We start from the raw sequence: 12900 nt of genomic DNA on the forward strand, positions 1-12900 counted from the left end.
GTTAAGCACCGAGCTTTAAAATTCTTATCAGGGCACTGAATCGTTAAGGAGTCTGACGTAAAAGGCTAAGCAGCTAAAATTTCGGCATAATTGCCATACTGCTTAGTTTTTCATCCCTTAGAAAGGAGGTGATCCAGCCGCAGGTTCCCCTACGGCTACCTTGTTACGACTTAGTCCCAGTTACCGAGTTCACCGTAGGCAGCCGTCTCTCCGAAGAGTTGACAAGCCGACTTCGGGTGCTCCCGATTTCCATGACTTGACGGGCGGTGTGTACAAGGCTCAGGAACATATTCACCGCGTCATTGCTGATACGCGATTACTAGCGATTCCAACTTCATGTTCTCGAGTTGCCAGAGAACAATCCGAACTGAGGCAGACTTTGTGCGATTTGCTCAACCTCACGGCTTTGCGTCGATCTGTATCTGCCATTGTAGCACGTGTGAAGCCCTGGGCATAAAGGCCATGAGGACTTGACGTCATCCCCGCCTTCCTCCGGTTTAACACCGGCAGTCCCGTTAGAGTCCCCAGCTTAACCTGCTGGCAACTAACGGCAAGGGTTTCGCTCGTTCAAGGACTTAACCCAACATCTCACGACACGAGCTGACGACAGCCATGCAGCACCTGTGTAAGTTTCACTCTCCGAAGAGAGCAGCCAGACTCTGTTTCCAGAAAGGCATACAAACATGTCAAACCCAGGTAAGGTTCTGCGCGTTGCTTCGAATTAATCCACATGCTCCACCGCTTGTGTGAGCCCCCGTCAATTCCTTTGAGTTTTAGCCTTGCGACCGTACTCCCCAGGCGGTGCACTTAACACTTTTGCTACGCCCGTGATAATGTCAGAATTACCACGAACCAGTGCACATCGTTTACGGCATGGACTACCGGGGTATCTAATCCCGTTCGCTACCCATGCTTTCGTACCTCAGCGTCAGGTCATACCCAGCGGGCCGTTTTCACCTCTGGCGTTCCTCTTCATATCTACGCATTCCACCGCTCCACGAAGAGTTCCACCCGCCCCTGTATGCCTCAAGTTTTCCAGTTCGCCCCCCAATTCCCCGGTTGAGCCGGGGGATTTCAGAGAACGCTTAAAAAACCGCCTGCGTACGCTTTAAGCCCAGTGATTCCGAACAACGCTTGCCACCTTCGTATTACCGCGGCTGCTGGCACGAAGTTAGCCGTGACTTCCTTTAGAGTAGTTCTGCTTGCGCTTACTTGCTCTTGACAGCAGTTTACACCCCGAGGGGCTTCTTCCTGCACGCGGCGTCGCTGGGTCAATCTTTCGATCATTGCCCAAGATTCGTTACTGCAGCCCTCCGTGGAGGTCCGGGCAGTGTCTCAGTCCCGATATGGCGGACCAACCTCTCAGTCCCGCTACCCGTCGTTGCCTTGGTGAGCCGTTACCTCACCAACTAACTGATAGGGAATAGGCCGCTCCGATGCCGATAAATCTTTGATTGCCAGCCCTGCAGCTCGCAATATTATCAGGTATTACCGCCCCTTTCGGTAGAGAGCAAGCTCTCGACGCTATACCTGTGCATCGGGTACGTTACCTATCCGTTACTCATCCTTTCGCCACTAGCCATGAAAGGCTCGTGCGACTTGCATGTCTTAACCACGCCGCCAGCGTTCGTTCTGAGCCAGGATCAAACTCTTCAATTTAAATCCTTATCTCATCAATCTCACTGTAAAAGCGATTTTGTGTGATTTTATTTTTTACGGATGCTTCACACTCCAGTTTCTCGCAAGGAGTATGATTTATAACACACCTGTGTTATTATTTTCTGCCTCCCAATATCCAGTGCGAGCCGAATATCAGGGGCACTCCTAACGATTCTGGTCTGTACCCTGTTAAGTTTTTAATGAGCTCCTCGCGTTTAAGCGAGAAATACTATAATACTGCAAAGAATTGTTTTTTCAAGTCTTATCTAAGAAAAATAAGAAATTTTTAGTCTCATCGCAAACATTTATCAAATTTCAATTCCCGCAACTGCGTAGGCGGCGGCTATCTGGGAGGTATGAGATATGCTCAGGGATATACTGGTGAGACGCATTTGGTCTGCTCTAACTGCAGTTTGGCCGTAGAGATTCACTACAGGCCGACCTAAGCTGTCCGCATCTGTTTCCACGTCTTTCCAGCTCATACCGCCGCGGAGCCCGGTGCCGAGGAGTTTGAAAACCGCCTCCTTTGCGGCAAATCTTCCAGCAAGCTTTTCCGGAGTTTTGCGGTTGTCTCCAGCAAGTTTGATTTCTGTTTCCGTGAAAACCCGCCTGCGGAAATGCTCGCCGTGTTTTTCAAGCATATCTTTTATTCGAGAAATTTCTACAAGATCAATCCCGTTCAAGAGCTTAATCAACCTTCGGTGCTCCTTACATACGCTTGACGGATGCAGAATTCAATAAACCCGTTTGCTTCGCTTATTTTTGCCTGCTCGAAGAGCTCTTTCAGAATATTGTTCATTTTTTCAGAGCGGCGTTTCATTCTTATGAATTTTTCTATCTCGTCCTGCACTTCTGAAAGTTTTTGGTAGCCGGCTTCCTGCTTTTTATCAAGCTTAACAACAAAGAAGTTTCCGTTATTCTCAATCACTTCAGATATTTCCCCTTCTTCGAGCTTTTTCAGCTCCTCAGCGAGAACATTGTATGGCTGCGCGAAGGATGAAGGATCTGAAGTTTCCCATTTGCCTCCCTGAGAAGCTTTGATGCCTCCGGAGAATTTTTCGACCGCATCTGCAAAGCTCATCTCCCCTTCTATTGCAAGTTTGGCTAAAGACGCCTTTTTCTCAGCGTTTTCCTCAGATTCAGGCACATGAATGAGAGTAAATTTATATTCGGGCTCAACCTTAAATTTGTCTTCCTTATTATTTTCGTAGAACTTTTCAATCTCCTTGAAAGTTACCGAATCGCTCTTTTCAAATTCAGCAGTGAAATAGTTTTGGATGAGCATTTTTCTTCTTTTATCTTCTTTGAATGTCTTCCAGTGGTAGCCGGACTCAGCCAGCTGAGACTGGATCTTTGAATAATCGTAGTCTGACTCGGCAAGCATCCTTCGAACCTCCTTGTCCACAGCCTTATCCAGCATACCGTCTTCCTCCAGCACTTCCTCCGGCACCTTACCCGCTGCTTTTTCATAGATGAGTATATCGGATATCTGCTCTGTAACGAACTGGCGGACATACGGGTAAACCTGCTGCTTGTACTGCTGATAGCTGGAAGCTTTGATCTGGCCGGAAAGCGAAACAAGCTTTGAAATAATAAGCTCGGAGGAAATGGTCTGATCTTTTACAGAAAGCACCATCCCGCCTGTGGGCTCTGGTACGGGTCTTTTGGCGAGCTCCTGATATTTTGCAATCTCTGCGTCTGTATAGGCTTTTTCCTTATTTCCTCCACATCCGTTCAGGAAAATTGCGGCAGCAAGGATAAATGCAAATGTTTTCATTTCTTACCTCATTAGCTTTTTCAAAAAGTTTACGGGAATTTTAGTTTTTTGGCCTGTTTTTTCAATTCTAATTATTCCCCGCCTTTCAAGTCACGTCAGTTTGAATTCAGTTCTCAATAATAAAACAGCTATGCTCAAAGCAATCAAATCATCGGGCGGACGGAAAAAAACTTGTAAAATGCCGGCATTTGCAATAAGATAACCAAGAGTAAAGCTGGAGGGGTTGATTATTAAGCAGCTTTTGGTTTGAGTTTCATAATGGATTTTTAATCAATCCCGCACAACATTCTTACGCTAAATACTAAAACTCAGCTTGCTCGAAATTACAATTATTTAAAGGGGATTCCAGTTTTGGGAAGAAGTGTTATTTCATTATTAGTGCTGCTGGCTGTTTCAGTGCAATGCATATCGAAACAAGCCGACCCGCGGGATAAGTGCAGAGAGCTTCCAGATAAGGAACTTAAGCCTATTAAGCTCAAGGTGCTCTGCGAAAAAGATATCCTGGGTGAAAGAAATTGCAGAGAAAACCTCAGACAAAAAAAACATGCGCAGCAGACTTTATTCGTTGACAAGGTGTTCTGCAGGAGCTTCTTTACTGTGCTAAACCCTTACCTGCCGGAAAAAGAATTTCTTCCGGAAAAGCAGCTTCTCAATTTCGACACCAGATTCACAAAAGAAGCAAAAGAGCCCTTTTCAATACCGATACCAGAAATATACAGCAAAGACGAAACTATTTTAGAGCTTTAGAAAACGTTCTCCCTGCAAAAGCAGGTTTCAAACAAAACAGGCAGTTTCAAGAGTAACCGTCTGCAAAGGTACATCATCATGGAAGCCTTTTCTGCCGGTCTCCAGCTCTGCTATTTTATCAACCACATCCATTCCTTCTATAACTTCGCCGAAAGAGGCATAGCCGGGATTGCCCGGGGCATAATTAAGGAAATCGTTGTCTGCGTGGTTAATGAAGAACTGTGATGAAGCGCTGTCCGGGTCTGACGTGCGTGCCATAGACACCGCCCCTCTTTTGTTCTTCAGTCCGTTGTCTGATTCCAGCTTTATAGGGGCTTTGGCCCGTTTCTGTTTCATATCCGGCGTAAATCCGCCTCCCTGCACCATAAAGCCCTTAATAACGCGGTGAAAGATTGTGCCGTCGAAAAAACCCTCTTCAACGTACTCGGCGAAATTTCCCGCTGTTACAGGTGCACTCTCAAAGTTCAAACGCAGCTTGATATCACCAAGACTGGTTTTCAATAAAACGGTATCTTTGTTCATACTACTTTTCTAAGCTTAATTTTTATCGTTTCAGACGAGCGAATCGAGCACGTCGGTTACATCGTCTTTCGAGACAAGCCCAACCCACTGCTTCTGCACCTGCCCCTCCTTGAAGAGGATGACAGTAGGTATAGAAGAGATGTTGAATTTCATCGCAGCTTCTCTGCTCTGGTCGGTATCCACTTTGCATACCTTTGCCTTGCCTTTGTATTCCTCTGCGATTTCATCAATAATCGGCCCGAGCATTTTACAGGGTCCACACCAAGGCGCCCAGAAATCCACCAGCACGGGCATATCCGAACCATTAACTACTTCATCAAATTCCTGGTCAGTAAGCGCAATAGTATTTTCGCTCATATTTAACCTCTATTCATTTGAGTTATTGTTTTTATAAACATCTTTCTGAATTTTAAGCTAAACAAACCGCAATGTCAAACGCAAACAACGTTCATTAGCTTCTTTGAATACATATATAAATTATATCTCCCAATGTTCGGGAGAATCGCAATAATCTAACCTTTTGCTAACAAACTGCTAATATTAACGCTTTATTATTTGTTTTATTGTGTTATATTATGATAATGCTAAGAAGGATTCAAAACGTAATATGGAAAAACAAAAGATTCTGGTAGTAGAAGATGAGGCTGATGTAAGAGAGCTGCTTTGTTACAATCTCAGGGCAAACGGATTTGAGGTTGAGACTTGCGGAGACGGCAGGCTGGCGATGGATAAAATTGAAGAATGGAAGCCGAATTTGGTACTTCTTGATTTAATGCTCCCCGGGCTGGACGGCTTCTCAGTATGCCGCAAACTCAAGAATGAATCTCAAACTTCCGGCATCAGGGTGATTATGCTCACAGCAAGAGGCGACGAGGCAGATATAGTTACCGGGCTGGAGCTCGGGGCTGATGACTATATAACAAAGCCCTTCAGTCCTAAGGTGCTTATAGCGAGGATAAATGCAGTACTTCGAAGGCCGGGGAGAACCTCTGGAACCGGGGAAAAGGATTCAGGCCTCTTAAAGGTGCATGAGATTGAGATTGACACGAGGAAATATCAGGTTTCGGTTTCAGGTAAGCCCTGCAAACTTACTTCTACAGAATTCCGCCTTCTCTGCTTTCTTGCAGCAAGGCCGGGATGGGTATTTACTCGATACCAGATTGTTGACGCCGTACACGGGGCAGACTATCCCGTAACAGACCGCTCGGTTGATGTACAGGTAGTAGGGCTCAGGAAAAAACTTGGAGAAGCAGGGAAATATATAGAAACCGTACGCGGCGTTGGATACAGATTTATAGAATAAAAATAACATCTAAAGAGCTGTAAAAGCAGTTTTGCCTTATCAGCTTTAATTGATTCTTAAGGGCGGCGCGGCTTATGAAGAAAAAAAGCATCTTTTGGCGGTTCTTCCGCACTGTTTTAGCAGTAGTTTTTCTATCATTATTATTTTGTTTCATTTCCCTTGAAAAATCCGTCAGCCAAGTTTCAGCAGAATTCAGCAAGAAAAACCTTTCAAACGCAGCATCTCTGGCAGAAAAAGTTCTCCAAAGCGCAGTTGAAAACCTTGATTATGAAAAAATGGAGAGCATTTGCATAACCTTAGGCAATAAAACAGATCTTAGATTTACAATAATCAACCGTCAGGGAAACGTGCTTGCAGACAGCAGTACTACCCCCTCAGGCCTTAAAAACTATTCAGATAATCCCCATTTTATTCAAGCTATTGAAAACCGGAAGCAAAAAGAAGAAATTTACACACCCGAAAATGAAGAACCGATGTGCATCTATACTGCCGTTGAGACCTCGAATAACGAAAGTTTTATACTAAAATGCTGCCGCAGGCAAAGCCTCTCCTCGCAGTACTCTGCAATTATCGCCTCTGCTATGCTTAAAATATCAGGCGTTTCCCTTCTTATAGCAGCAATTTCATCTGCTTTTCTTGCTAACGTAACAATAAGACCACTGATAAAAATGAGAAAAGGCGTGATAGATTTTGCCGAGGGCAAGCTCGATAAAAAACTCGAAATACCGGAAACCCACGAGATGGGAAGTCTTGCAAAGAGCCTCAACAATATGGCAAGAGAGCTCGACAAAAAGATCGCCCAAATCACAGAACAGCAGGCGAGCCAGGAGGCGATTCTTACAAGTATGGTTGAGGCGGTTGTCGCTCTGAGCAACAAAAAGGATATTATAATGGCCAACAAGGCTGCTGTGGAACTTTTCGGCCTTCAGGAAGGTTATATCGGCAATTACTATGCCAATCTTATTCGTAACACAGATTTTCAGACGGCAATAGAAAACACCACAAAAGAGGGCTCATCGAAAAGAGAAATCGTTTTGATGAGAAACAACAATGAATTCATACTCCACCTTCAGGGAACTGTGCTGAAAAACCCTTCCGGAGAAACTATCGGTTCTCTCTACGTTCTCAACGATGTAACAGAAATCAAAAGGCTTGAGGCAATAAGAAAAGATTTTGTGGCTAACGTTTCACACGAGCTGAAAACCCCTGTAACCTCAATTAAGGGCTTTGCTGAGATGCTTGAAGACGGCGGAATAAGCAGCCCCGAGGATCAGGCGAAATTCATAGGCATAATAGCTCGCCAAACGCAGAGGCTCGAGGCTATAATAGAAGACCTTCTTTCCATCTCCAAACTCGAACAAAAAGGTGATCAGCTCAGGGTTGATATTGAGCCTGCTGATATTAGGGATATCGTGATTTCGGCAATGCAGCTGTGCGAAAAAAGGGCATCACAAAAAAACATCTCCATAGAACTGACATCAAGCGGGGACATCCATATTCCCGTTAATCCAAACCTTCTGGAGCAGGCTGTAATGAATCTGGTGGATAATGCAGTAAAATACAGCAGCGAGAATACAGAGGTTCATATAACAATTGTGCAGGACAGTGATGAGACCAGAATAGCCGTACAAGACCACGGCTGCGGAATCCCGAAAAGCGAGCAGGAACGTTTATTCGAACGTTTTTACCGCGTGGATAAAGGGCGAAGCAGAGAATTAGGCGGAACTGGACTTGGTCTTTCAATCGTAAAGCATATCGTCTCCACCGTACACGGGGGCAGGATTACTCTCGAAAGCACGCTCAACAAGGGAAGCACTTTCACCATACATCTGCCTAAAAATTCAAAAAATACGTAAAAATCAGCCTTCCGAAGATATACTAAAGTAATTGCAGAATATATTTTGGTTTTCGGCTTTTTAAAGCTTTTAAGCTTGGATTTTGCGAGATTTAGTTTAACTTCATCTTTTCTGAATCAAAATTTTAATGACTATTACTAATTTATGTTTTTAGGAGCTTATTACCATGAAAAAAACACTAATGTTTCTGCTTCTCTCAGCGGCAGTTTGTTTTGGAGGAAAGATTTTCCTCAGCGATCTGGACATTTCGAATACAAGACAAGGCTGGGGCGAACCAATGAAAGACAAGTCTGTTAACGGCAATCCAATCAAAATCAACGGAAAGACATACAAAAAAGGCCTCGGCACCCATGCCCACAGCATACTTGAGATAAAAGTGGGCGGAGCGGAAAGATTCAAGGCTCTTGCAGGCATTAATGATGAAGTTATAGGGAACGACGCTGAAGTTCGTTTTGTTGTGCTTGTTGACGGGGAAAAGGTTTTTACAAGCCGGAAAGTTAAAGAAAATGAAAAACCTGTGGAGATCGATATATCGCTGAAAGACGCTGATAAAATGGCTTTGGTGGTAGAGCCGGCTGGCTCAATGAACTTCGACCATGCAGACTGGGCGGATGCTCACTTTATGGTATCAGGCAAAAAGCCCGAAACAATCGGCAGGCCTGAAGAAGAGCCCTATATCCTTACCCCTGCCCCGCCGAAACGGCCTCTTATCAATTCTCCAAAGGTGTTCGGTGTTCGCCCGGGCTCGCCTGTGCTGTACCATGTTGCTGCAACAGGAAAAAGGCCCATTAAGTTTACTGCATACAAACTCCCCAAAGGCCTAACACTAAACAGTAAAACCGGCGATATTCGCGGCTCTCTCAAAAAAGAAGGGACTTATGAATTTACCGTTGCTGCTGAGAATAAATTCGGCAGGGATTCCCGCAAAATACGTTTCGAAGTTGGTAATACAATCAGCCTTACGCCCCCGCTCGGCTGGAATAGCTGGAATTGCTGGGGCTGCGCAGTAGATGCGGATAAGATCAAGGATGCCGCAGACAGTATGGTTGAATCAGGGCTGATCAAATACGGCTGGCAGTATATAAACATAGATGACTGCTGGATGAAAGAACCGGGCGAGAATGCCCGCGATGAGGAAGGAAACATCCTCTGCAACGACAAATTCCCCGATATGAAAGGCCTCGTGGACTACATACACGATAAAGGCCTCAAGGCTGGAACATATATCTCGCCGGGACCTTGGACATGCCAGAAGCTTGAGGGAAGCTGGGAGCACGAGATGCAGGATGCAATGCAGTTTGCTGAATGGGGCTTTGACTACCTCAAATACGACTGGTGCGGGTACGGCAGCGTAGCACCAAAGGAAAAGAAGCTCTACGACTACAAGAAGCCGTATATCGTTATGCAGGAATGCCTGAATGAGGCGCCCAGAGATATTGTTTACAGCCTCTGCCAGTACGGAATGGCTGATGTATGGAAGTGGGGAGCTGAAGTTGGCGGGAACTGCTGGCGAACTACAGGCGATATCAGAGATACTTGGGGCAGCGTTTCAAACATACTCAATAAACAGAAACCGCTCTATAAATATTCAGGCCCGGGGCACTGGAACGATCCGGATATGCTCGTTGTCGGCGAGGTCGGCTGGGGGCCGAATCTGCATAAATCAAAGCTCAGCCCGAGCGAACAGTACACACATATAACGATGTGGAGTATGCTCAATTCACCACTGCTTATCGGATGCGATATGACTAAGCTCGATGATTTCACGCTCAACCTGCTCTGCAACAGAGAGGTGCTTGCGGTAAATCAGGACCCGCTCGGCAGGCAGGCAAGAGTGGTAAGCTCTGAGAATAAATGCGATGTATGGTTCAGAGAGCTTGAGGGCGGAGATTACGCCGCTGCAATTGTTAATATGGACTATATGCAGAAGCAGTGCGAATTTGATTTTGCAAAGGCAGGACTCTCAGGCGAGATTGAAGTGCGCGACCTTTGGCGGCAGAAAAACCTCGGTACATACAGAGGAGTTATCTCATTCAATCTGCCTTCCCACGGCTGCAGAATGCTGAAAATTACTGAAAAGTAACCTTGAAAGCCGCTAAAACTAAGATTGAAAATGGAGAGGCAGCTTTTGCTTCTCCATTTTTGTTTACCGAAATCCCGCGAACAAAATTAAATTTAAAACCTACTGAACTTCAGCATTAAAAAAATATTTTTGTTAAAAAGTAAAAATAAAGAAATTTTACTTGACAATTATCCGTCAGCAGTTAGAATAAGTTCGTAATCATAATTTGATTTTCAATCACATACTCCTTAAAAAATAACACTACAATTTCCAAAACTTTCCCCAAAGCCGCCTCCCCGGCGGCTTTTTATTTTACGTTTGCCGTTTTAGGGTTTATTGAAATAGTGATATATATTATAATTCCTGCGGATTTCCAAGTTAGGTTAATATCTATAGGCGGGAACAATGGGATATATTAAAAGAATCTGGGTATTCGTTTTAGCTGCTTTCTTCTTTTGCCCTTTGGTAAAGGCTGAAGATAAACGCGTGGACTGCTGGTTTGAAACTGCAGAAATTTTCGGGTCTTCTGCAAGCGGAAGCATAATAGAAGAAGGCAGAGGGCAGCGTTTCTCCATAGACTATCAGAACAGAAAAGCCGGCGATTTAAGTGTTGTTTACACATCAGACAGCGTTCAGGAAAAGGAAATCGGCTTTATGGTTCCCTCTTATTCAGACTACTGGGATGCAGGCCCAGAATGGGAGCTGCATATCTCAATGAAAAGCACCCACTCCGAGCCTACAAGATGGGCAGTAAGCATCGTGGACACAAACGGCGGGAAAGCCCTTTCTGAGATGGAATCAATCACCACAAACAGCTGGAAGGAAGTTGTGTTCAATTCGGGGCAGTTTAAGCCCTCCTATACAAAATTTGATGAAACAAAGCTCAAGACTTTCCAGATAAGAGCGAGGCTGCCGCAGGGCAAGAAGCTCTGGTTCGACGATATATACTTCAAGAAGAAAAACGGCGAGACCCTCGGCGTTATGGAAAAATCGATCGACCGAAGGATGGCAGAAGCAGGGCAAACAAGGGAGGCGAGGATAGAGGCCGCCATGCGAAGAGCGCAAACTAAATCTCCCAGTTCCGTACTCAATGCCTATTTTGCAAAGCTTTATCTCGACAGGCAAACCGAATCTATCAACCAGAAACTTTATATTATCTTCACAACGAAAAACTCGGCAGTACGAAAGCAGTTCGGCATAAACCAGCCGTGGAATCCATACCTCGATTCAATGCTCTTCAGATTCTGGTTCACTTTCAACCGCACCAACGGCAAATATAAACGCCTTACAAGCGAAACTCAGAACGCCCTTTTGGATTTGATCTGGGAGCGCAACAGGCGGCGCAATGATATCAACCTCGCCGAAAGGAGCAGCTGGGATATCGTGAACAGCGAATCGCTGGATTTATGCTTCAAGAGCGCAGCTCTGCTCTCCTCGCAGATTTTCAAGAACAGAATGGCATACGAATCAAAAGAGTATTTCGATTCCGGCAAAGGAGGCGGAGCGGGATACTGGTTCCATATGAACGGCGACATAAAAACCTTCGGCCCGGAGGGAAGGGCTGAACCGAAAGACAGAAACACAGGAAACAGCGAAGAGCATTACAATGCGTGGGCTGAATTCTTCAAGAAATACATCAAAGAGAGGGCTGATAAAGGATTTTTCATTGCAAACGCATCGCCTGTCTACTCCAAATACACAATTAACTACATATATGACATTCACGACTACTGCGAAGACAAAGAGCTCAGAGATCTTTGCGGAAAATTCCTTGATCTGTACTGGGCAGACTGGCTCCAGGACTGCATCGCAGGCTACCGCGGCGGCGTAAAGATAAAAGATTACGCAGAGCTTGATGCGAGAGTGGATTCAACACATCTTATGCTTCAGTATCATTTAGGCGGAGGCGGAACCGCTGAGATAATCACAATCAACCAGCTCCTCTCAGACTACAGGCTCCCCGAGGTGCTTTGGGATATGGCCTTAGACCGCCGCAGTCTGGGAGAGTTTGAGTATATCTCAAGAAGGCCGGGAGAAGAAGAAAACAAGCGTCCGCGTCCGCTGGGAGATGAAAGAACATTCCTCTGCGATAAAGAAAGCAGGATAGTAAGATACAGCTGGGTTACGCCCGATTATGTTATGGCAAGCAGGATGACACACCCCTCTGCTGTAATGAATCACCTCTCTGCTGCCCCTATGTGGCACGGGGTTCAGTTTAACACCTCACCGCAGGCGATGGTAACCCCCAGAGCAATAAACATAAAAGATGACACGAGCTGGAATCTATATAAAGAAAGCGGCTATTTCCGCTCAGTCCAGCATAAGAACGTTATGATAACTCAGCAGGCCCGCTCATATATTACAGTGAACCCGGCTTGGTTTCTGGAGGAAAAGAATAATGATCTGCCAATAGGAATTCATTTCGGAGAAAAGCCGGACAGGATGGTTGAGAAACAGGGCTGGATCTTTATCGAACAGGGCAATTCCTTCCTCGCTGTGAGACCAGTAAGGAGCTACTACGAGGCCGGCGGAGAATTCGACTACCTCGAAGGGCCGCACGGGCTTGAAAGCAAGCTGGAAAACCGTTCGTATGAGTGGAACAGTTTGGAGAATATTGCAAAGCTGAAATCAAGCCATTCGCCGATAATCTTCGAAACTGCGCGAAAATCAAACTACTCCAATCTCACAAAATTTATTCAGCATATAGATATGGCTGAGATAAAGCTTGTGAACGGGATTGTACCCGAGGCTTATTCGGTGGTTTATACTACGACAGATATAAGCGGCAAGGAAATAAAGCTTTATCTAAACGCAGCGAATAACGAGATGCCCAAGATTAACGGTGAGTATCTGGATTACGAGCCGGACAAGCTTTTCGACAGTCCATATATGCAGTCTTTATACGACAGCGGCGTTACCAACATAATGTGCGGCGGACGCGACCTCACCCTCAGCTTCTGAAAGCTGGTTTGCT

9 protein-coding genes and 1 rRNA gene are annotated in these 12900 nt (G+C 45.4%); 5 read left to right on the top strand and 5 right to left on the bottom strand.

The window, feature by feature from the left end:
• Nucleotides 1-121: 121 nt before the first annotated feature.
• From STSP1_RS05175 to STSP1_RS05185, 3 genes are all read right to left on the bottom strand, one after another.
• Nucleotides 122-1659, bottom strand: a 16S ribosomal RNA gene (locus tag STSP1_RS05175).
• 308 nt (nucleotides 1660-1967) lie between these two features.
• Complete coding sequence (gene acpS, locus STSP1_RS05180; RefSeq protein WP_085755329.1) at nucleotides 1968-2354, bottom strand: holo-ACP synthase; 387 nt, start codon at nucleotides 2352-2354, stop codon at nucleotides 1968-1970.
• On the bottom strand, nucleotides 2351-3436 hold the full coding sequence (locus STSP1_RS05185; protein ID WP_085755330.1) for a peptidyl-prolyl cis-trans isomerase: 1086 nt from the start codon (nucleotides 3434-3436) through the stop codon (nucleotides 2351-2353). The genes acpS and STSP1_RS05185 overlap by 4 nt, the downstream gene beginning before the upstream one ends.
• Before the next feature lie 351 nt (nucleotides 3437-3787).
• Here STSP1_RS05185 and STSP1_RS05190 point away from each other — a divergent pair, with 351 nt between their 5' ends.
• The gene (locus tag STSP1_RS05190; protein WP_085755331.1) at nucleotides 3788-4183 is read left to right on the top strand and encodes a hypothetical protein; all 396 of its coding nucleotides are present in this window, start codon (nucleotides 3788-3790) and stop codon (nucleotides 4181-4183) included.
• Nucleotides 4184-4210: 27 nt separating this feature from the next.
• On the opposite strand, the gene STSP1_RS05195 is transcribed toward STSP1_RS05190, so the two are convergent.
• Together STSP1_RS05195 and trxA are read right to left on the bottom strand one after the other, a co-directional pair.
• On the bottom strand, nucleotides 4211-4705 hold the full coding sequence (locus tag STSP1_RS05195) for a peptidylprolyl isomerase (RefSeq protein WP_085755332.1): 495 nt from the start codon (nucleotides 4703-4705) through the stop codon (nucleotides 4211-4213).
• A gap of 30 nt (nucleotides 4706-4735) precedes the next feature.
• Nucleotides 4736-5062 carry a thioredoxin gene (trxA, locus tag STSP1_RS05200; protein WP_085755333.1) on the bottom strand — a complete coding sequence of 109 codons (327 nt, stop codon included), beginning with the start codon at nucleotides 5060-5062 and terminating at the stop codon, nucleotides 4736-4738.
• Between the two features lie 250 nt (nucleotides 5063-5312).
• Here trxA and STSP1_RS05205 point away from each other — a divergent pair, with 250 nt between their 5' ends.
• From STSP1_RS05205 to STSP1_RS05220, 4 genes are all read left to right on the top strand, one after another.
• Nucleotides 5313-6008 carry a response regulator gene (locus STSP1_RS05205; protein WP_085755334.1) on the top strand — a complete coding sequence of 232 codons (696 nt, stop codon included), beginning with the start codon at nucleotides 5313-5315 and terminating at the stop codon, nucleotides 6006-6008.
• Between the two features lie 74 nt (nucleotides 6009-6082).
• A complete protein-coding gene (locus STSP1_RS05210; protein WP_085755335.1) occupies nucleotides 6083-7864 on the top strand; it encodes an ATP-binding protein in 1782 nt (593 codons plus the stop codon).
• Nucleotides 7865-8030: 166 nt separating this feature from the next.
• Nucleotides 8031-9947, top strand: a complete 1917-nt coding sequence (locus tag STSP1_RS05215) for an NPCBM/NEW2 domain-containing protein (protein ID WP_085755336.1) — start codon at nucleotides 8031-8033, stop codon at nucleotides 9945-9947.
• Nucleotides 9948-10331: 384 nt separating this feature from the next.
• Nucleotides 10332-12887, top strand: a complete 2556-nt coding sequence (locus STSP1_RS05220; RefSeq protein ID WP_085755337.1) for a hypothetical protein — start codon at nucleotides 10332-10334, stop codon at nucleotides 12885-12887.
• The last annotated feature ends 13 nt before the right edge of the window (nucleotides 12888-12900 follow it).

This window comes from Sedimentisphaera salicampi, from assembly GCF_002117005.1.
GTDB classification, from domain to species: Bacteria; Planctomycetota; Phycisphaerae; order Sedimentisphaerales; family Sedimentisphaeraceae; genus Sedimentisphaera; species Sedimentisphaera salicampi.

Bases quoted from the DNA above. Each gene is read 5' to 3' on its own strand.
- STSP1_RS05210 (WP_085755335.1), top strand. From the start codon at position 6,083: ATGAAGAAAAAAAGCATCTTTTGGCGGTTCTTCCGCACTGTTTTAGCA.
- STSP1_RS05220 (WP_085755337.1), top strand. From the start codon at position 10,332: ATGGGATATATTAAAAGAATCTGGGTATTCGTTTTAGCTGCTTTCTTC.
- trxA (WP_085755333.1), bottom strand. From the start codon at position 5,062: ATGAGCGAAAATACTATTGCGCTTACTGACCAGGAATTTGATGAAGTA.
- STSP1_RS05195 (WP_085755332.1), bottom strand. From the start codon at position 4,705: ATGAACAAAGATACCGTTTTATTGAAAACCAGTCTTGGTGATATCAAG.
- STSP1_RS05205 (WP_085755334.1), top strand. From the start codon at position 5,313: ATGGAAAAACAAAAGATTCTGGTAGTAGAAGATGAGGCTGATGTAAGA.
- STSP1_RS05185 (WP_085755330.1), bottom strand. From the start codon at position 3,436: ATGAAAACATTTGCATTTATCCTTGCTGCCGCAATTTTCCTGAACGGA.
- STSP1_RS05215 (WP_085755336.1), top strand. From the start codon at position 8,031: ATGAAAAAAACACTAATGTTTCTGCTTCTCTCAGCGGCAGTTTGTTTT.